This is a genomic window from Cupriavidus sp. PET2-C1, assembly GCF_054515855.1.
On sequence record NZ_JBTNRJ010000003.1, the window covers coordinates 892,264 to 912,715 of the forward strand.

Annotated in this window: 14 protein-coding genes and 4 pseudogenes; 12 read left to right on the forward strand and 6 right to left on the reverse strand. The window is 61.1% G+C overall.

Annotation, left to right across the window (positions count from 1 at the left end):
• Positions 1-397: 397 nt before the first annotated feature.
• A complete protein-coding gene (locus tag ACX12D_RS37845) occupies positions 398-5,506 on the forward strand; it encodes a HEAT repeat domain-containing protein (RefSeq protein WP_459376924.1) in 5,109 nt (1,702 codons plus the stop codon).
• Positions 5,507-5,655: 149 nt separating this feature from the next.
• On the opposite strand, the pseudogene ACX12D_RS37850 reads toward ACX12D_RS37845, so the two are convergent.
• From ACX12D_RS37850 to ACX12D_RS37860, 3 genes and pseudogenes are all read right to left on the reverse strand, one after another.
• Positions 5,656-6,036: pseudogene (locus ACX12D_RS37850) on the reverse strand (PHP domain-containing protein); the annotation flags it as partial.
• 9 nt (positions 6,037-6,045) lie between these two features.
• Positions 6,046-6,561: pseudogene (locus ACX12D_RS37855) on the reverse strand (DNA polymerase Y family protein); the annotation flags it as partial.
• A gap of 177 nt (positions 6,562-6,738) precedes the next feature.
• Positions 6,739-7,002 carry a hypothetical protein gene (locus ACX12D_RS37860; RefSeq protein WP_459376925.1) on the reverse strand — a complete coding sequence of 88 codons (264 nt, stop codon included), beginning with the start codon at positions 7,000-7,002 and terminating at the stop codon, positions 6,739-6,741.
• A 138-nt stretch (positions 7,003-7,140) separates the two neighbouring features.
• On the opposite strand from ACX12D_RS37860, the gene ACX12D_RS37865 reads away from it, so the two are divergent.
• On the forward strand, positions 7,141-7,392 hold the full coding sequence (locus ACX12D_RS37865; protein ID WP_459376927.1) for a hypothetical protein: 252 nt from the start codon (positions 7,141-7,143) through the stop codon (positions 7,390-7,392).
• A 274-nt stretch (positions 7,393-7,666) separates the two neighbouring features.
• Here the strand turns inward: ACX12D_RS37865 and ACX12D_RS37870 are convergent, their stop codons facing one another.
• Both ACX12D_RS37870 and ACX12D_RS37875 read right to left on the reverse strand, forming a co-directional pair.
• A complete protein-coding gene (locus ACX12D_RS37870; RefSeq protein WP_459377445.1) occupies positions 7,667-9,835 on the reverse strand; it encodes a phage integrase family protein in 2,169 nt (722 codons plus the stop codon).
• Between the two features lie 7 nt (positions 9,836-9,842).
• Positions 9,843-11,171: an HNH endonuclease gene (locus ACX12D_RS37875; RefSeq protein WP_459376928.1), complete on the reverse strand. Its 1,329-nt coding sequence runs from the start codon at positions 11,169-11,171 to the stop codon at positions 9,843-9,845.
• A gap of 283 nt (positions 11,172-11,454) precedes the next feature.
• Between ACX12D_RS37875 and ACX12D_RS37880 the strand changes: the two genes are divergently transcribed.
• The 5 genes from ACX12D_RS37880 (at position 11,455) to ACX12D_RS37900 (ending at position 13,797) form a co-directional block, all read left to right on the forward strand.
• A complete protein-coding gene (locus tag ACX12D_RS37880; RefSeq protein WP_459376929.1) occupies positions 11,455-12,174 on the forward strand; it encodes a hypothetical protein in 720 nt (239 codons plus the stop codon).
• Between the two features lie 202 nt (positions 12,175-12,376).
• Positions 12,377-12,565, forward strand: coding sequence for a hypothetical protein (locus ACX12D_RS37885; protein ID WP_459376930.1), 189 nt, complete (start codon positions 12,377-12,379; stop codon positions 12,563-12,565).
• A gap of 178 nt (positions 12,566-12,743) precedes the next feature.
• Positions 12,744-12,998, forward strand: a complete 255-nt coding sequence (locus ACX12D_RS37890) for a hypothetical protein (RefSeq protein ID WP_459376931.1) — start codon at positions 12,744-12,746, stop codon at positions 12,996-12,998.
• A gap of 33 nt (positions 12,999-13,031) precedes the next feature.
• Positions 13,032-13,589, forward strand: a complete 558-nt coding sequence (locus ACX12D_RS37895) for a hypothetical protein (protein WP_459376932.1) — start codon at positions 13,032-13,034, stop codon at positions 13,587-13,589.
• Positions 13,570-13,797, forward strand: a complete 228-nt coding sequence (locus ACX12D_RS37900; protein WP_459376933.1) for a hypothetical protein — start codon at positions 13,570-13,572, stop codon at positions 13,795-13,797. Before ACX12D_RS37895 ends, ACX12D_RS37900 begins: the two co-directional genes overlap by 20 nt.
• Positions 13,798-13,909: 112 nt before the next feature.
• Here the strand turns inward: ACX12D_RS37900 and ACX12D_RS37905 are convergent.
• A pseudogene (locus ACX12D_RS37905) lies at positions 13,910-14,308 on the reverse strand (OB-fold nucleic acid binding domain-containing protein); the annotation flags it as partial.
• A 146-nt stretch (positions 14,309-14,454) separates the two neighbouring features.
• Between ACX12D_RS37905 and ACX12D_RS37910 the strand changes: the two are divergent.
• From ACX12D_RS37910 to ACX12D_RS37930, 5 genes and pseudogenes are all read left to right on the forward strand, one after another.
• The gene (locus ACX12D_RS37910; protein WP_459376934.1) at positions 14,455-14,904 is read left to right on the forward strand and encodes a hypothetical protein; all 450 of its coding nucleotides are present in this window, start codon (positions 14,455-14,457) and stop codon (positions 14,902-14,904) included.
• A gap of 255 nt (positions 14,905-15,159) precedes the next feature.
• Positions 15,160-15,467 (forward strand): annotated as a pseudogene (locus tag ACX12D_RS37915) (H-NS histone family protein).
• 780 nt (positions 15,468-16,247) lie between these two features.
• Complete coding sequence (locus ACX12D_RS37920; protein ID WP_459376936.1) at positions 16,248-18,416, forward strand: type I secretion system permease/ATPase; 2,169 nt, start codon at positions 16,248-16,250, stop codon at positions 18,414-18,416.
• Positions 18,413-19,846: an HlyD family type I secretion periplasmic adaptor subunit gene (locus tag ACX12D_RS37925; RefSeq protein WP_459376937.1), complete on the forward strand. Its 1,434-nt coding sequence runs from the start codon at positions 18,413-18,415 to the stop codon at positions 19,844-19,846. Before ACX12D_RS37920 ends, ACX12D_RS37925 begins: the two co-directional genes overlap by 4 nt.
• A 79-nt stretch (positions 19,847-19,925) precedes the next feature.
• Complete coding sequence (locus ACX12D_RS37930) at positions 19,926-20,450, forward strand: hypothetical protein (RefSeq protein ID WP_459376939.1); 525 nt, start codon at positions 19,926-19,928, stop codon at positions 20,448-20,450.
• The last annotated feature ends 2 nt before the right edge of the window (positions 20,451-20,452 follow it).

The window sequence follows — 20,452 nt, forward strand, 5'->3', positions numbered from 1 at the left end:
GACGATGGCCGTCGCCCGGAAGGCATGCGGCCGAGTCCGGCCAGCTTCGGTTGGTGGCCTGGGCTTACAGTGGGACATTCGAACGTTGAATCCGCATCGATAATCCGACCTTCGTCGGCGACCGTGTCCGTCGCACGGTCGGCCATTGCCGTCACTCGATTGTCGGCGTTGGTCAGGTGGCTACGGCGCATTTTTCTCACATGGACATGTCGGCGGTCCCGAATGATCGGTCTCAACGGAGCCGGAAACGCGGACGACTAGGCGTTTTCTTCCAACAAGCAAGAACTTCTGGCCAGCCTCGTCACCTGGTCTACGATCGACGCTAGGATGCGGTCTTATCGGCATCGTTGTAAACATCGGCTTCGGACTTAATCCGAAGAAGACGCCGACGATCAAGTTGGGAAGTCACACGCCCAAGATTTTCAGGGGAATTAGTATGTCAGGCGGGGAAACGGCGATACGTGGCTTTGACTATCAGGCCACTGTGATACTCGACGAAATAATGACCCACTTTGCGACGTGGGGGGAGGACGGCTTTGTCCGACCCGAAGGCGAGGACGACCTTGATCTGTTCGAGGGGCTTGGGCCGATCCAAAACGTCGTGCATGTGCAAATCAAGAAGCCACGCCAGAGTGAGACTGGTGAGCTTTCTCCTTCCGCATGGACGATAGCGGAGGCCGTAAGCGAACTGATCCCGCAGTCCATCGAGCGGCTCCGACGCCCGTTTTGCCGCCAAATTTGGATTCTCGGCGATAAAGTTTCCCCTGATCTCACCTCCGTTATCGAACTCGGCCAGGCGGCACCCGCTCAGGCTTACCTGACCTTGATACACCTTCTGGGGCGAAACGAAACCATCAAGTTCGCGGGACTGGGGAAAACCGCGAAGAAGCGGCTACAGGCTTGGCGACCGTCTCCCGTATCTGGCTTCACCATCGAAGAAAACATTCAGGAGATGGTTGCCGCCTTTCGCTTAGTTGCAGAGAGACGAGGGCTGGACGCGATCGAACTCGATGTCTATCAGCGCGCTATCGACGGGTTGCAGGTCAGTCTGCCCTTACTACTTGGTCGCATAGAGTTAAAGGAGAGCAACGGAATTGAGAGCGAAGTGGTTGACCGGGTGAACACACGCCTTTCGGCACAGTATCGACTAAACCCGACTATCGTCAAGGACACGTTGTTTCGAAATTTGCGCGGATTCATCAGCGATATTTCGAAACAGCACGGTCGAAGTTTTGGAGGTAACGAGTTTGACTATGAAATCGGTACAGTATGGCCCGAGATGATTCCAATCAAGGTTCCTCCTGAGCTAGAGACGGACCACATTAACAGAAATGACATAACTTCGGCCCTTCTGGCGCCGAATTCGAAGATCGTCGAGGTCGTTGGTGTCTCTGGTTCTGGAAAATCAAGTCTCGCCGCGGAAGCGATTAAGCGTATCGAAAAGGAGGGCGAGCAGAATCTCTCATATTATGTGGAGATACGAAAGGCTACGCGATTCCGGCATGTACTGGCTGGTCTCACGTTTCGCCTGCGTCGCTTTGGCGCTGACTTCGCATTCGACTCTGCTGTCGACGGAACCAGTTCGAACGAACGTGCGGCGATTAGAGTTGCGCGCGCCCTTTCAGACCTCAATCGGCCGGTATCCATATTTTTGGATCTTGTGGAGGGAGGCTGCGACTCGGAGTTCTCGCGCGACCTTTGTACATTTGTGCGTCAGATTGCGAAGGGGCAGGCGAGCTGTCGAGTTATTGCTTTGGGGCAGGAGCGAACGCTCAAGGAATTTTCAGAGTTTGATCGGGAAGCACTCGGGGTGGTTCAGGTCGACGTGCGCGGATTCGAGTTCGAAGAGTTTCTTCGTCTCGCGAGAGCGCGTCAGTCAAGTTTGTCCCGTGAATCACTGTGGAACGTGTTTGGGCGTGTCACAAAGGGGCGCTCCACTGGGCTCGTAGCGGCTAGAGCGAGAAGTATTGCGGACATGTCCCAGAATCTCGCGCAACAAATCCTGGATAGCGCATCGCCCGAAGAGATGATTGGAAGGGCGGACGTCGAACGGTTCGAGCGTATTTCCATCGCGGCGCTGAATGCAGCTCAGAAGCTCGTATGTTTCGTTTTACCTTTTTCTGCCCCGGAGGCAGCGTCCGCCTTCCCGAACGACAATGTCCGGCGCGCGATCGTTGAAATGCGTGACCTTGCACTGCTTCGACGTTATGACGAAACCTCCTTCGAGATGCATGAGACAGTTAGAGCGGGACTGGAGAGTTACCTCCCGCTCAGTGTCGGCAGAGCGGCTCATGCTGAACTGGCAAACTGGTACGCTCGGAGACAGGATGTTCCGGCTGTGGTTTTTCATCTTGATGCAGCGGATCGTCATAGCGAAGCCTGTGCGGTGGCGAGGGATGAATTCCTTCAAGGACGGTCATGGTCTGCGTTGCGAGACTACGCTGTGGCGCATCAGCTAATCTCCAAGGAGGAGGCAATTGGGCTGTTTGCCTATGCCAAAGAGAATGGTCGGAGCTACTTTCTACCCCAGTTCTTTGAGGGTGGCGCGAGTCCGGACGTTGCAGACGCTTTGATCGAGCTGCTTAGAACATCGTCACCTCCTGAGTCAAGCGTTGATTTCTCTTGGACCAGCAACCTGATGCGGGCAATTCTATATAGTGATTCAGACAGGTTGCTGCAGCTTCTGGAGTATTCATTGGAGGTACCGGAGACTGACGCCAGCTGGGATCAGCGATTTGGATATTTGCAAATGGCCATTTCCCAAGCGAACATTCCATTCTCGCAGGGATGTGTAAACCTATTTAACCGTGAAAGCCCCGACGCGAAGCGTCGTATGTTACCGATCTTTGTCGCTAGTGGAAACCGGGATGTGATGCGGGTCGCCTTCGGGTTTCTCGAAAAAAATCCTGGGTTGCTTATGCGCGATCGAGGTCCGTCGCACAGCATTCGGTTACATGTGGTTGAATTAGCCAGAACCAGGGAGTTTCTCGCCGCCTTGCCGTCGCGGGATAGCTCGCAGATGCTCGTGCGGAGATCCGCGTTGTTGGAACCACTCCTCGGACTAATTTGGGCGCAGCGTCATGCGCTGAGGAAGTTCTGTATTCAACTGCTGAGGGATTCAGACCCAGAGCCTGCGGTCATGCAGGGTGCCGCGCGCGTATTGGTAGCCCTAGGCGAACCATCGTTACTTAAGCTTTGTGATGGCGCGAAGACATTCGACCAGTCAACCCGTACATTTTTTGAGTTCCTTCCAGTGTTGGTTCCATGGCTTGTCAATCGAGCTGAATACGAGAAGAAAATCCTCGATACCACTGTCGAAGTAAAAGATAGAATTTCTGCAGTTCTCCCCATTCTTGCGTTGGGATCAGATATAGGAGTATTGCTCGAGAAGCTGAAACTGAGTGACCCAACCAACGCAGATCTTTGGGAGTTTCTTATTCTGCACTGGTCGGTTTTTCGTCCGTTTAGCGCAGGGATATCAGCTGTAGCTCGGAAGATAAAGTTGGGCGATAAGAACATCACACTTGGACCTCTCGTCGCAAGTTTTGGACGGCTCGGAGGCACAGACGCTCGTCGATTGCTCCTAGAGGCCCTCGATCATTCTGATCCAAACGTTCGTGTGGCTGCCATCACCACGTTGGCGCAAGTGCGAGACAGACACGCACTTTATGATCTTGTGGCTCGGCTCGCCGTAGAAACTGATGTGGCGATGGCACAAGGTCTCGTTGTCGCAATCGCTTCCAGTCATCCAGATGCAGAGGTGATGAAACAGATTGATTGGTCTCGTGTTCCTTCCGCGCGAATCTGGCGGAGCATCATGGCGGGTCGATTGCGCGATGTACGAGAGGCAGGCGAGATTGCAGATGTAGCCACCGATATGAGCCAACGGTGGCAGGTTAGGCGTGCAGCAGTGCTTGCGGCTGGCCGGCTTGCCGAGCAGCCGACGCTCGAGAAGATTCGCGGGTCTTTAAGCAAGGAGCGGTCTCCTTTTGACGGTGATAAAACATACAATCTGGAAGGGCATGAGCTAGCCCTGAATCTGTTGTCCAACGGGCTTCCGTTTTTGTTCGAGGAGTTTCTGGACGAGAAGGCACAATTTGTCGACTTCGTGGCGAAGCAGTTCAATGACACCCTGCCTCACGCTGTCCTGCAAGGACAACTGTCGCCGGGGCAAGAGGTCGCCACGTGGATGTACGAGCAGTTGATAGCTCACAACTATCCCTCCTCCAAAGCGGGGGTGGATGCGTTCATCGACAGGCTGCAGATTCCCATTGTGCAGGCTGCTTTGTTGCGGTCGTTGCGCATGGCAGGTCGTTACGACCTTATCGAGGAAGAGGCGAGCACCGCATACAGTGCGTGGTACCTCATGCGTTGTGTTCTGGAACTCCGACATAACCAACGCAACGATCCCCCTCTACGCGAGCGCGTTGGTGCAATCATCGCGGCGTCCCCGTGGAGATCAAATGGTTTGATGCAGAACCTCGTACCGGATACGTTTGGAATTGTCGTCTCGCAACCATTGGCTGGGCAGGCAACTACATCAACAACGACGCCGGAAGTAGTGAGACGAAAATTTGTCGAAGTGACTGTTCGTGAGATTGAAGCGGCCCTTGATGGTTCGATAAAGCTCGATGATTCGCTACCTCTCCGGCTGTTCTTTGAGTCCGAAGATCGGTACAAGGAACTCATACGCGATCTGGACCCTGAAAATGACTATGTTCGTGATTCGACGCGAAAGCCTGCGTTTCTGCGATTTACGACAAGTGGCTATTTGGTCAATGATGGCCAACATAACCGCAAGGAGAATCGTGCGAATCTTAGAGCTTCCTTGCGTCCAGCAATTGCTGCCGCTAATCGTTGGGATCTGCCGATTCCATGGCATAGCAGAATGCTCGAGGAAGATAGGTTTGACGCTTATGCTGGCAAATTTGTCGATTGTCTCGCGGCGTGCGGTGATCTGACGGTGTTTTACCGGGAGATGGCGAGGTACGAGGGTATCCTTATGCCTTCGATCTTGAGTTCGAAAATCCGCGCCGAGAACATCCAACCTGTGGTGAACGAAAGCATGGTCCCGTTTCTGACTCGATATCTAGGTTCAGGACACGATGCATTCTTGGTGGGACTGTGCACCGTTGCGGGCCATATTAGATCTTCTGCTGTCGATGACGTTCTTGAGGGCCTGCTTGCTCGCTGGCACGGTCGATTTAATCTGGCAGAACCAAGCGCGCAGCACAATGAGAATATCGATTTTTGGGTGGCATTCCATCGACTGTCGCGTCACCCTCGCTTCGATAACATACGCGACTGGGACATCCGTTTGGAGGAGATACTGCGGGGTCTGATGGACGGTCACCAACGCGATGATGTGCTCAAGACACTATGTCGAAGTTCACGAATGTATCGCACCATTGAGACTCAGTTGTTCCGGCGCTGGACGCTAACGCACTACCGCAATGATATCGTTGACATCCTGGAGAACGAGGCTGACCGGCTTTTTCGCACATAGCTGTCGCTAGCCATTGTCCCCTTAAATGTCAAGCATTTGGGGGCGACTTTGCCTCCCATGTCGATTGGCCCAAGAAAATGCGCGATATTCCAACTACGACGATGAACGCTCCAGTACGCAACCCCATCAACAACACCACTCTCAAACCCAGCCAGATCGCGCGGTGTCAGCAGGTAGGTACCCTTGGCCGTGCGGGTGCGTGCCAGCGTGCTGAGTTCGCAGAGGTTGCCGTAGCCTTCGCGGTTACGGGCCAGCGCGACAAAGGACAGGGCAGGGCTGCCGTCGGCATTGGTCAGCTGGAAGGACGCGCCCACGAGTAGCTTGAGCCCGTGCTTTTTGGCCTCCGTATGTGCCCTCGCGATGCCGGCCAGCGAGCATTCGTCGGTGAGCGCCAGCGCGCTGTAGCCCAATTGGACGGCGCGCTCCACCAGTTCCTCGGCGCGGGAGGCGCCGTCCAGGAATGAGAAATTCGAGAGGCAGTGAAGCTCGGCATAGTCGGGCAGGCCGCTGCCGGTGGCAGGGGAGGTCATCAACACACCTCACCCGAAGAGTCCGTGCAGGTACCAGTGCGCCTCGTCGCCATCCCGGCTCCCCATGCGCTCCTGATAGACCCAGTAGTGCGTGTGGTCGCGGCCCTCGGCCACATAGTAGTCGCGTGTCACCAGCTCGCCGCCCCACCAGCCGGCCTCGATGCGCTCCGGCGGGGAGACCATGCGCAGCGGCGAGCCGTAGAAAGGACGGTGATCACGCATCAGCAGGGCGATCGGCTTGTCCAGCAACCAGGCTGGCCGCGGCAACTGTGGCGCCTCCATTGCGGGCCCGGGCTTGCCGACCGCCGACACCCAGGCATTGGCGACCTCGGGGCGATAATCCGCGCGCATCTCGGGGCGCAGGATGTTCTCGGCGCCGAGACGCGCCGCGAGCAGCTCCATCACGCGCGCATGGTCCTCCGGCGTGCCGCCCGGCTCCGGAAACAAGGACTCGCTGGGCGGCGCCTTGGCCTGGACGTCGGTCACGGTCAGGCGCACGGCGATCATCGGCGCGTCGAGACCGAGCAACGGCGCCGGTGGCTGCCGGAAACGGTCAAACAGGGCTCTCACGGTCAGTAGTTGGGGGACCCCACATGCTCCGAGCAAGCCGGCTCATTTGACATAACGCCCGGGTCCGCGAAAAATCGACTCGACTGTTTGGAGGGGGCGATGTACCCGGCGGACCGGGGAACCGTCCGACCCTCAGTTGTCCGTCGGCGAGCGGTTGGCGGGAACCGGTGCAAAGTCGAAATGGGCGGCAGCATACACGGCATTGCATGCCCATACTTCCTCCCCGTCCCTATAGAAGGTGACCCATTTGCCGTCGCTGATGCATTGGGCGCCGGGAAAAACCTCCTCATAGCCGTTTGGACCGTCCAGCGGGAAGGGCGCGTGGGGCGTGGCCCAGTAGTGGCCGTTCGGCAAGGCCGTGATCGATTTTCGGGGCATTCTCTTCAGTACTGCCATGCGGTGTCACGCAACGCGCGATCCGACCCGCCGCGGCGAACCGGATTGTGTCAATCCCGCAACGGCGTGGCACCGTCCTGAGACATCCTCGTGTAGCCTCACTGCTAATTACCTCCTGCTATACGGTGCAAGTTCGCTATGGCGCAATACCTCCAAATTGCAGTCCGAGCCGTCGGCGTCGGCGCCATCCTTGTGATCGTCGCCGTTGCCTCCCGGCAAGTATATCTGCGGGTCGCCGCTGAAGCCGGCATTGCCGGCGCTGAAGGGGAATCCACAGATTCGATGTTGAGCCGGTGCGAGGCGATGCACAGCCGGCTGCAGAATCGGCCTGTTTCCGAAAACGCTGCGGATGCCGACGAGGCGCCGCGTGCCCGGTGTATGGAGTCCTGAGTTCGCAGCAAACGTAAGCAGTCTGCAGCTCACGCTCCGTGTGTGACGCTAATGGGCGGTCCCGCGCGCCAGCCCTGGTTCCATTTAGCTCCGGAATCACGGTCGGCGCGTATATGGCCGGCATGCGGCTGGGCCGGGACCGCCCCGCAAGCGTCCCTCGCACGCGCCAAGCCATGGCGAGTATCCTCCCCAAGGGCGCTTTGGAGGGGGCGCTACCCCGCAAATTGAATCAAATCAATGGGATCCCTAGTAGTGCGTCGAAAACGCGGCCGACTCAATGGGCCCAGAACGTCTTCATCGCCGCCATGCGCCGCGCCTCTTCTGTGGTCACGTAGCGGGTGGTGGTGTCGAGCGACGCGTGGCCGGCGTTCTGCCTGACCGCCTCCAGCGGCGCGCCGGCGGCGAGCGCATGGGAGACGTGGGTGTGCCGCATCCAGTGGGTGCTGGCCGCCGCAAGCCGCCTCGCACTGCGGTCGTCGACCGGCGCCAGTTCGGCCGCGCAGGCCTGGAAGAACCGCTTGATCTGCCGGTACAGGGTCGTCGTGGCCAGTCCCGCGTCGGCGCCGGCCGTATCTCGCCTGGCCCATGGCGCCCGCTCGGACTGGTCGGTCGCATGCCCGAGCAGGGCCACGCCGCCGGCCAGGCGGTTCGCGGCCGGGTCGGCGGCAAAGCCGCGCGCCTGTAGATAATTCGCCAAGGCGTCGATGACGGCGTCCGGCACCGGCACCCGGCGCAGCTTGTTGCCCTTGCCGAGCACGGTCAGCCACCAGCCTTCCTCGCGCTCGCCGCCGTCGGCACCCGGCAGGCTGACCCGCTCCAGGTCGTCGGTGGTGACGGAGATCACCTCGGACAGGCGCAGGCCGGTCGCATACAGCAGCGGCAGGGCCACCTGCAGGCGCTGGTTGGCGGAGGTTGGCGCCAGGCGCGCGAGGCAGCCCGTGACGAAGGCCCACTGGTCCTCGGTCAGGCTGCGCCCCACGTCCAGCTCCGGTCTGGCGCGCTTCGGCACGTGGATGCCCAGCCACGGATTGCCGGCCAGGTAGTTCTTGTCGTTGAGGTAGCGGTACAGGTTGGCCAGCACGCCGACGGCATAGGACTGGGCGCGCGGATTGAGCGGCCCTTCGAACGGGCGCCACAGCGGGCTCCAGCGCTCGCGCGAGCGGGGCGCACACCAGTGCGCCAGCGGCGCGGCCAGGAAGTCGCGATAGGCCAGGCAGTCGTCGGTGTCCATCGAGGACAGTGGCTTGCGCCGGACCAGCAGCGCCCACAGCAGGAAGCGCTCGGCCTCCTTGCGGTAGGCGCGCTGGGTATTGGACAAGTAGTGCAGCCAGTCCAACTGACCCGGCACCGACCCCAGATCGCGGCGCCGCTCGCGCAGCCGCGCCACCTGCTCGGGCGGCAGGCCGGGCTTGGAGCGCAGCCAGGTCAGCACCGCTTCATAGTCGGTGTGGGCACCGATCAGGCAGCGCGCCTGCGGCAGGCGGTAGGCGCCGGCGCGCCCATCCAGCTCGGCGGGCATGATGAGCTGGTCCAAGGGCACCAACGCCCCCTCGCGGGAGCCGCGTGGCATCACGGCGGCGAGCTCGTGCGCGCAGCGCTGGCGGCGCGGCACCGCCACGTGGGCGCCGATGCCCTTGCCCAGCGTCTCCGCGTGGGTGCGCAGGAACGCCTCGATCGCCCGCGCCTTGCCGGCGCCGATGGCCGGCAGGCTGCGGGCCCAGCCGCTGCCCAGGCCGTTGATGCGGTCGATCAGGTCGGACAGCGTGGCCACGCCCGCCGCTTCCAGCCGCGTGGCCAGCGAATGGGCCAGCCATGCGCGGCAGGCGTCGGCGGCCAGCACCGGCTGCGCGTACTGGCCTTCCAGCCAGTCGAGCGCTTCCAGCTGGCGGCGCATCAGCGCGGCGCGCTTCGCCTCGCGGTCGAGGGCGCGGCCGAAACGCGCGCGGTAGGCTTCGAGCTGCTCGGTCTGCGAAAATCCATTGAGTCCGGCCTCGGCGGCGAACGCTTCCAGCGCGGGCAGACCCTCGCCGGGGCGCCCAGGGTCGCGCAAACCGGGGCGCAAGTCGGCCCGCACCAGCCGGGCCATGCCGTAGCGCCCGGCGCGGCCGGCGGCGGCGGCCAGTTCGCCGCGCAGCCAGACGGTAACGCGCCGCACTTTGGGGTGGCCGGCAAAGCGCCGCGCGGCACGGTCCTCCAGCGGCGCTTCGTCATCACCTTCATCCCCCGCATCCGGCGCAGCGGCGGGCAGTTCGGCTTCCGCCTCGATCTCGCCCTCGTCCAGCAGATAGCGTTCCCACATAGGGCGCGCATGCAGGCCCTGGATGATGGCGCGCAAAAAGCCGAAGTGGCCGCGGTGCAGTTGCCGGCGGGTGACAGAGCGCCGCCGGCGGCGTGGGCCTCGTTCCAACGGGGCGAGTTCGGAATCTTGCGTGGCGGCGACCATGGCCAGTTCAGGCACTCGTGGCATCGTCGTAGCTGTACTTTGCCCGGTGCCGGCGCAGGAATGCGGCACGCCGGGCGGCATCCCCCTTGGCGCTATCCCGCAGGCGCAACTGTGTCAGGCCGAGCTCCCGCACGGCGTCGTCTGGCAGGCCCTTGCCAATCAGCAACGTGCCGTCGTCGGTAAAGCTGATCAGGCCACGGTCGAACAGGGCATCCAGGTTTGCCACCAGTAGCAGGCCGTTGTGAGGGTCAAGTCGCTCCTCATTGTCGCTGGCGGCCCACGGCTGGATGTGGCTGGCCCGCAGAATGGCGCGGACACGAACGCCGGTTACGGCGCACGCCGCATCCCAGTGGCCTTCCAGCTGGCTGCGAAAGCGGCCCTGGCCCAGGCGTGCATCCACCAGGCGCTGTTTTGTGGTGGCGTCCAGCGATGGGTCGGCCTTGAGCTCTTCCACGTCTGCGGCGGTTCGGCTTTCCCGTTGCCCGTTCCCTTCCGGGGCCTCGCCCTTGGGCAGGACTGGAAAGCCGAGCGCGGCCAGCTTCGGATACCACGGCCCGTTCATGGTGCCGTAGCCGTACCCCGTTGGCGGCGCCAGGCCGAGCGACTCCGAGGCCAACACCCCGATCGACTTAGGCGGATAGGGCTCGCCGTCGATCCAGACGTTGTAGCCGGTAGAGGCATGCGCCTGCTGGAAAGCGCTGTCCTTGGCATCCCAGGCTGCAGCAGCGGCGCGCACCGCGTCCGCCGTCAGGTCGTCGGCCGTGGCTTCTGTCAGGGGCGCAATCGGCTGCCCTTCGCGCTCCTCGTCGCTGAGGCGGAAGCCCAGTTCGCGCAGCCGATCGCGCCAGCGTCCGCCCTGCGGTTCGGTGAGGTTCATGTCACGGATCTCGGGCAGGCCTGCCCAGTGGGCGGCCCGGCGCACAAGGTTCCGGTATCCGTACCAGTGGTCCCCGACCTGGACGAGCCACCGGTTGCCGCGGAATTCATAGGCCTCGGTTTGACCGGCGGCAAGCAGATCGCGGGCGGCGGCTTCGACATGGTCCGCTTTCACGGCATCCTTGGACAGACGTCGCTCGAGTTCGAAGCCGAGCGCCTTTAACCGGCGGCGTGCGGCGTCCCCGGCCAATGTGGCGCGGGTCAGTTCGCCAAAGCCGGCGAGTTCGTGGGCGACGCCGGTGATCGCCTTGGTCGGATACCAACTTCCGCCGATTTCGACCGTCCAGTCGGTGCTCGAGCGCAGTGATGCTGCCCGCCTTCCGGCGTTCCAGGCCTCGGCGGCCGCTTGAAAGTGGTCGCGGGTGAGTTGTTGCAGGGTGTCGGGGTCGCGGGCGGGCATGGGGTCTCGTGGTGGTCGCGCGAGCCCGCCAGCCCAATGCCGGTGCGGGTTTCCGAGCTTTGAGGAGGAAATTGCTCGGTCGTGCGCGAACGAATTCGTCACATTTTAGGGTGAGGCATGTGGGGTGTGCTAGGTGACCCGTACCTTATTTTTATAGTGCTTGATAAGTACAGTTATCATGTACAGCGAAAACGTACATTTACGTCTTAGAAGTGGAGCCAAGACCATACTTCAGCCCCAATCGGTGACAATGCGGCACTGCCCACTCCCGTCTCGCCTCGTCATGGTGCTGGTCCCGGTCCCGATCCCGATCCACAAAGAATTCCACCTCCTAACGCCGCCCCCGGTTCCAAAATGGGACGAGGGCACGCCGTCCGCCACCGGCGCCCCCCTCATCAGCTCCTGGAGGCTCTACCTGGCCATGCAGCGGGCCAATAAACTGGGGCTGACCCTGGGTGGCCCCGGTTTGGCCGCCGCCGCCGCGACGGCGGAGGCCGCGCTGAGTGTGTGCGACGCGGACCGCGACGGCATTTTTGTGACGGCCGACTATGGTCGGCTCAAGGACTTCGTGAAACCGTTCTTGTCCGGCACGCTCGGCGCCGGCCTGACGCTGCTGCAAATGGCCGCGGCTGGCTACGACTGGCTGGCGCACTGGGAGGATTGCGGCGGCCCGACGGCCAGCGCCCACCCCGATTTCGTCTGCTTTCGCCACGCCAGCGCCCGCGCGGCGGCCGCCGTGTGCCTGGTGGAATCCAAGGGCTCGCGCGCTCCCGTCTCCGACGCCGACGCGCAGGCGGACTGGACCCGGCAGATCTGGCCCAATCGTCACCAGTGCCTCACGCTACCGGGCCGTCGCTATCTGAGGCCCACCGAAGGGCGGCTGGTCGCCAACGAACTGCCCGGACCCGACGGGCGCAAGCGGTTCCGCTCCACCGTCGTCCATGGTGAGTTCCCCGGTGGACTTGCCACTGTGGCGCCAGCGCCATGTTTGCCGGCTGCTTGATCTGCCGGCCATGGAGGCCGAGTTCAGGGTGTCAAAGTGGGATCGCCCAGGGTCGCGTGCCCGGCACCTCCGTTTCGAGCGCGCGCTCAAAGAACTGGAGGGCCGATTTACTGAGCTGGATTGGCGCCCCGGCCGCGGGGGGGACGCGGTCTGCGCGGGCCGCCTGCAGCACGTTGTGTGGTCGGATGGCACCCGATGGGACGTGACCCTGTACTGTCAATACGAGGTGCTGTCCGCGGTGCTGCGGAATGAGCCGGTGCCCGTGCCCAACGATGGCGGGCAACGGCAAGACGAGTGGGAAGAGCAGGGCCAGGACACCGTTCGCTTGGAGGGGCCCGACGGCTTCGGATTGCTGGCGCGGCAGCACAGCAAACCACCGGAGCGCGGCTAAACGATGGCCGTAAGCCCAGCACCCGACGCCGCGGTCACGCGCGTCAGGGGGCGGAACCAAGAGGCTTCGGGCCAGTGCATGGTATGCGTGCGGTGCGCACGACGGCCTCGGGGATTGGCTTCAGTTCCGGCGGCCAGGTGCCGTAAGGTACCTCTTCCCCCCCAACGAGGAGTGCCAGATGTACACGCAGATCGTTCCCGCCACCGACTGGTTCTTTGTCCATTCCCATGTCTTGGCCAACAGCCCGCCCACGGTATGGCATTTGGCTGCCTGGGGATTGACGGCGGAAGGCCAGGCTGTGGGGCTCGTCGGCGCCGAGCAGGGCAAGGACGGCGTCGCGCCGAAGCTCGTTAGCGTGCCCCCAGTTCCGGGCGCCTACCTGCACCGCGACCAGCTGACGGAGGTGGAGCGCGAGCAACTCCGCAAGCGCTAGAATAGCCACTTGGCGGACCGACTCTACGCATCCATGCATCACTACATCACGCCGGCGCTGCTGGTCGACCTGTTCGCGGGCCAGCCGGCAAACGATCCCACCTTCGTCGGCATCACGGAGCCGACGCCGCTAGACGGTGGCATCGAGGCGATCGGGATCACGTTCGGCCCGGTGCGTTTCGTGGTCTTCTTCGCCGACGTGCTGGCCTACGCCGGCGGCGACCCCCAGTGGGTGCAGGAGACCGCCGACGAATGGGCGGACGGTTTCGCGCCGGCCGCGGGCGCGCGCCTGGTGAAGTTCATGCGGGCTGAAGCGGATGCCGACACCATGTTCGACCCGCTCAGTTGGCCACTGCCGGAGCCGGGGATGATCTGGCAGTTCTGTGATGTGCTGGCCAGATCACTGATTATCCACGCCGCCGCTTACCCGGACGTGCCGCAGTATTTCTTCATGCCGCAATCGGGGCAGTTGGATCTGCTTTACAATAGGCTAGGCAAGCACTTCGAGAAGGGGCGCTATGGCCCTAAGTTCCGGTGCGTGACTCGACCGGCTCAGGACAAAGGAGGTTTCTATGGCTTTGAACGCGCGTAATACTCTGCCGGCCCGCTCGACGCAGGTCAGCAAGCCGAGCAAGCAGCTGCGCCCGCAAGTCGTGGCCATGCAGCAGCGCGGCCTGCAAGCGCTGCTGTCGCAGGCCGCCTCCGCGGCAAGCCAGGCCCAGCCATCCAAGCCGGTGCGCAGCGCCTATACCGGCACCCTGCGTGTCACGGTCAGCAAGTCCCGCATGACAGTCAAGTAGGGCAGGGCGCAGCGTCATGACGAGCCTCCTTCGGGAGGCTTTTTTTTGCTCAGCGTCCATGCCGATAACTGCATTATTGGCATGGTGTTTTGAATCTAGCTGCTTCCGTCCGCTAGCAGAAATCACGGCTACTCGTTTCCAGATGGCCTAGCAGAGGTGTGAGATCCACCAACCGCTTTGCCACGAGGTGCCGCACTTCGTCCTCGCACTGCCACTGGCCCAGGACACTGATGAGCCGAGCGCCCAGCACCTCATTGCGGAACCGCTTCAGATCCGACGGCCAAACGATCACGTTGACCGAGCCGGTCTCATCCTCGATGGTCATGAACAGCACACCATTCGCGGTTCCTGGGCGCTGCGGCACGGTCACGATACCAGCGCCGCGTGCAAGTTGCCGGTCTTGATAGCGGAATAGCGTTTCCGCCGGCTCAAAGCGCCGGCCGGCCAGATGTCGACGCAACAGCGCCAGCGGATGCCGATTGAGGGTCAAGCTCGTCGATCGATAGGCCGCCGCCGTGCAGGCCGAGTTCGACGCCGTCCAGCGCGCGCGGCGCTACAAGGGGAACTGGACGCCGAGCGCCAGGCCCACGCGGCGCGCAGGCGCGTCACGACGAGAGCAAGCGTCAGGTCGAGGCGCTGGAGCGGCAACTGGGCGAGATGCACACGCAGTTCTCGGCGGACCTGGAGCGCACCCGCGAGCAGGTGGTGGTGGCACAGGAGCGCGCCAGCGCCATCGAACGCCGCGCGCTGCGCGAAATCGACCAGGAGCGCACGCTGCGGCAGGAGGCCGAGCAGGCGGTCGCGGACCTGCGCACCGAGCTGGTGGCCATGCAGGCGAGGGCGCAGGACGCTGCCGTGGCCGCCACGGAGGCGCGGGTGCGACTGCAGGCCGAGCGCGATACGCTTAGCCAGCAACTGGCGGCGGCCGAGCAGGCGCTCGGACGAGGGCTGGCGGAGCAAGAAGGGCTGCGGGCCGAACTGGAAGCGGCGCTGCGGCAGGCCGAGCGCGCACAAGCCGAAGCCACCGCGTCGCGGCGCCTGGCAACGACCAGGCGCCAGGTGCCAGCGGCCAAGACCAAATTGAAGTTCAAGGCGGGGTCGGCATGAGGAGGGGAGGGGGCGAGGACTTGTCCACCGCACAAAGGGACAAGCCTGTGGACAAACCGCGCGAGGACCAGATGCCCGGCGGGCTCCCAGGGTCTGATGCATTTTTGAGCAGGGGGTGGGCACGTGATTCCCAATCCCCAAGCGGGCGGGGGGCCTTACACCAGCGATCCGCCGGCACAATGTGGAGGCCCAACGGTCTTTGAGACGACAACGCAGGATCTTGCTCCGCAGCTTCCTCGAATCTGTGCACCTAAAATGAAGTCGATCGAAATCGAGCGCGCCGAAGCGATTACCTGGATCCGCATCCAGATGGCCCAGCACGGCCTGACCCTAGAACACCTCCAGGCCGCCGGCTGCTTTGCCGAGCCTCTACCGACCCCATCGCCTGGAGCGATACGCTATCGCCCGCGCACGGGCAGGGCTGGGACGGCCGCGGCGCAATGCCGGACTGGCTGCAGCGGGCGATCCACGCCGGGCAAACGGTGGAACATTTCCGGGTGCCCATCGCCGGGGTAACGGAGCGCGCCGCGAGGGGAGGTGCCGATTTGAAGTCATACGGTTAGCCGGAGGTGCGGCGGATTTTTGACGAATCCCGGCTATCCCTCGGCTGGGGGCAGGACTGGAGATTGCAGTCCGGCGCGCTGAGCGAGCCGATGCGGAAACCACCGCGGCCCGCCGCCTGGTATCGCCCAGGCGCCGGGTGCCGGTGACGCGCACCAAGTTCAAGCCCAGCCTGGCCTGAGGGGGGGCGGGAGGTGCCTGATGGCATTTATCCACCGCGCGGGGGCCGAGTGTCGGCACGAATCTCCACAGCCGCAATCCTTCGTGCCGGTCCGGCGCTTTCAGAAGACGGCATACCGCGGGATCCGGAACTGTCCTGAATCTCTTCACCCTCACCAAGGCAATCGAAATCGAACGCGCGCAAGCGATCACATGGATCCGCATCATAAACAGATCAGCAAGCGGACGGGGGAGGGCAAAGAATTAAATATTACTAACTACAGAAATTAACAACGTAAAATCAAATGCATCTTTTACAGAACATCTGTAATAAGTTTCACTTGAACTACATTCAAAGGCATGACAGACTCGCGGCTAACGAGCAGCCGAGGCTTACGTGAAGGTTTCGTTGATCAGTCTTCTTTCCTGATCAATCTTCCTTCCGCATGCCCCAGGCCGCCAGAAACAACATAGACAAAACGCAGTCTTCAGGGAATTTCGGGGTGGTCATGATTCAGCTTTGCATTCAGCTTGAAGCGGTATGCGCGCGTGCGCGCAATATGCCGCCGCCTCCCATCTTCCGCCCACGGTCACCGCTCACAGCTTGCTTTGGCTGATCGGGTATGAGCGAACGTCCGCCTCTTGCATTGGTCTCCGACAATGGTGAGACCCAGGAAGAACTGCGTCCATCCGTTGTAGATACGGGCTTGGAATGCCTGTGCCTGATCGCCCGCTTCCACTCCCTGGCCGTTGAGAAAGCCCAGATCGACCACGAATTCCGCAGCGGCGCCAGTTTATCCAAACAGGAATTAGTGCTAGCGGCAAGAAAGCTGGGGCTGTCCGCCAAGGCAAGTCGCGTAGGTACTCAGCGTCTGAGTAAAGCAGCGCTGCCAGCGATTGCCGTCGGAAAGGATGGGAGGTTCCTCGTCCTCGCCAAGGTGGATGAAGATAAATACCTGATTCACGATCCTGAATCACAACGCCCCGTAGTGCGCTCGACTGACGAATTCGGCCATTGGTGGGCCGGGGAACTTATCCTGTTCGCCTCCCGAGCCTCAATCGCGGGCGACCTCGCCAAGTTCGATTTCACCTGGTTCATTCCCGCCGTCGTCAAATACCGCCGCCTGCTAGGTGAGGTGCTGATCGTCTCCCTCGTTCTGCAGGTCTTCGCATTGATCACGCCGCTGTTCTTTCAAGTGGTGATGGACAAGGTATTGGTGCATCGTGGCTTCACCACTCTCGACGTCGTTGCGGTTGGCCTCCTCGTCGTCATTACCTTCGAGGTTGTCCTCACCTCGCTCCGCACATATCTCTTCTCGCATACGACTAGCAGGATCGACGTGGAGTTGGGTGCGAAGCTTTTCCGCCACCTGCTCTCCTTGCCGTTGTCCTATTTCCAGGCGAGGCGGGTTGGGGATTCCGTCGCTCGCGTGCGTGAGTTGGAGACGATTCGAAGCTTCCTGACAGGCAATGCCATCACCCTGGTGCTGGACCTGCTGTTCTCATTTGTTTTCCTGGCGGTGATGTTCCACTACAGCGGCCGGCTGACGCTGATAGTCGTGCTGTCGCTACCGTGCTACGTGCTGCTATCGATCTCGTGGACACCAATGCTGCGGGCCAGGCTCCACGAGAAGTTTAATCGGGGCGCTGAGAATCAGGCCTTCCTGGTGGAAACGGTCAGTGGAATTGATACGGTCAAGGCGATGGCCGTCGAACCGCAGTGGACTCGCAAATGGGACAACCAGCTGGCGGCCTATGTGTCGTCCGGCTTTCGCACCACTACGATCGGCACGCTGGCCAACAGCGGCGTCACGTTGGTAAGCAAGCTCGTGACGGTGGCAACAATGTACTTTGGCGCGAAGCTCGTGATCGGCGGAGATCTTACCGTCGGTCAGCTGATCGCATTCAACATGCTAGCCGGACAGGTCGCCCAGCCGGTTATGCGTCTGGCGCAACTCTGGACCGACTTCCAGCAGACCGGCATTTCGGTGCAGCGCCTGGGTGACATCCTCAATACGCGCACGGAGACCGTCGGAACCAAATCCGCACTACCTCCGATCCGCGGCCGTGTAGACCTAGATGCCGTGGTATTCCGCTACAAGCCCGACATGCCGGAGGTATTGCGCAGCGTGTCGCTCTCCGTGGAGGCTGGCGAAGTTATTGGCATTGTCGGCAGATCCGGCTCAGGAAAAAGCACACTTACCAAACTGATTCAACGGCTATTTACACCGGAGCAGGGACGTATCCTAGTTGACGGCATCGACCTGGCGCTGGTGGATGTGACTTCGTTGCGGCGCCAGATAGGCGTCGTACTACAAGACAATACCCTGTTTGCCCGCACGATCCGCGAAAACATCGCCCTCACGGACCCAGGGGTGCCGCTGGAAGCTGTGATACGCGCAGCAAGGCTGGCTGGCGCTCATGAGTTCATTTCAGATCTGCCAGAGGGTTACGACACCCTGGTCGGCGAACATGGCGCCACCCTGTCCGGTGGACAGCGACAACGTATCGCGATTGCCCGTGCCTTGATGGTCAATCCGCGCATCCTGATCTTCGACGAAGCCACCAGCGCACTCGACTATGAGTCCGAACGCATCATCCAGGACAACATGAAATCCATCTGCCGGGGGCGCACAGTGCTGATCATCGCGCATCGACTGTCGGCGGTCCGGGATGCGGACCGTATCGTCGTGATGGAACATGGCCGGATCGTTGAGGTCGGCTCGCATGCGGATCTGCTCGGGAAATCTGATGGGCATTACGCCAAGCTGCACGCGTTACAGGCCGGATGATGAGAAACCTCGTTCTACGCTTTCAAGCATTAGCGGATCTTCTGGCACGCTACACACGAGTGTTCTCGCATGTCTGGCGAGAACGCAGGGGCCTGGAGCCAGCTGGATACAGCAGCGTGGAAGCCGAGTTCCTGCCCGCTGCGCTCTCGCTCGTGGAGTCTCCCGTCTCTCCGGCCCCCCGCGTGGTCATGTGGCTGCTGATCTCGTTTTCCACTATCGCATTGGCCTGGTCTGTTCTTGGGCAGATCGATATCGTCGCGACCGCCCAGGGCAAGATCGTGCCGAATGACCGCACCAAGGTGATCCAGCCCCTGGAAACGGCAAAAATCACCGGGATCCATGTCACGGACGGCCAGGAAGTGCAGGCTGGCGACTTACTTGTCGAACTTGACCCAACTGCCGCCCAGGCGGATCAGAATCGTCTTCAGGCCGAACACACAGCTGCGACCCTGCAGATCGCTCGATCCCGCGCGATGATCGCGGCAATTGACGGCCGCGCGACTCCTGTCATGGCGCAGCCAGCTGGCATTCCCGACGTGGAGTATCGGGAGGCCAGCATACTACTGCAGGGCCACTATGCAGAATATGTCTCCCGGCGCTCGCGCATGGAGGCCGAGCTTCTGCGGCGCGAGGCAGAACGTCAGTCCACCACCGAACTGATTCACAAGCTTGAGCAGACCGTTCCCCTCGCCCAACAGCGCGCGCGGGACTTCAAGGAGCTGGTCGAGCGGAACTTCGTGTCCAGGCATGGTTACTACGAACGCGAGCAGGTGCGCCTCGAACAGGAGGGCGATCTGGCAACACAGCGCAGCCGATTCAGGGAGATCGAAGCCTCGATCGCAGAGGCGCGTGGTCAGCTGGCCGCGCTCGCGGCTGAGACCCGGCGAACACACCTCGATAGCCTGAATGAGGCACAACAGAGGATTGCTGCGCTTGACCAGGAAGTGAGCAAGGCGCGCATGCGGGCAATGCTGACGCGACTCGTGGCGCCTGTGGATGGCACCGTTCAGCAGCTTGCCGTGCACACGGTCGGTGGTGTGGTGACGGAAGCACAGCCACTGATGATCGTGGTACCCAAAGACAATCCAGTGGAAATCGAAGCCTTTCTGGAAAACAAGGACATTGGCTTCGTCACTGCTGGACAGCCGGCGACCGTGAAGGTCGAGACTTTTCTGTATACGAAGTACGGAACGATAGATGGAACGGTCGCTGCTGTATCGAGCGATGCGATCAACGATGAAAAGCGCGGGTTGATCTATTCGTCGCGGATTCGGCTGGCCAAGACAAGTATTGACGTGGATGGAAAATCAGTGCGATTGTCCCCCGGAATGTCAGTTACCGCGGAAGTAAAAACGGGGGAGCGCCGAATTATCGAGTTCTTCCTGTCTCCGCTTCTAATTAAAAAAGCAGAGAGCTTGAAAGAGCGATGAAGGGTATTTGTATATCGATCCATACTCAGACCGACCTTCTGTATCAATCACATCAACCTCACCGATATAAACAAGAGAAATGAATTATCGACGTTTTATTTGCTTCGCGCCGATATATATAATTGGAGCAATTCCTTTCTTTGCTGGCGATGCGGCCTGCGACGGAGGTCTAGTCAATCGACTTGGCTGGATTCAATCTACATTTCCGCCAATAAAATTTTATACAATCAAATCGTCATTTCCATGCGTCTCATTTTTGTACTTCTCGCTGATGATGGCGCTAGCTATTCCATACTCAATCATTGGATTCTTCGCCGCCAAAGAATTCTACATTAATCATGGAAGTGAGATCACGCGCGGCAAATCAAAGCTGCGCTTTTCCTCAAAATTCTTTGCCACTATTTTAATTGCACTAACTTGCGCCTATTTTTGTTTATTTATAAATCCGGGAATGCAGTTCGAAATAGCCCCAGTAAATAGAAGTAGGGCTGCACTGTATCTGACCGGTTGGTGGCTATCCGGGCTAAATGCAGGCGCACTGGTTGGTGGTGCTTGTGCCATGGTTGAATTTTTATTCATAGTTCTGCGCAAAGGAAGGAGATAAGC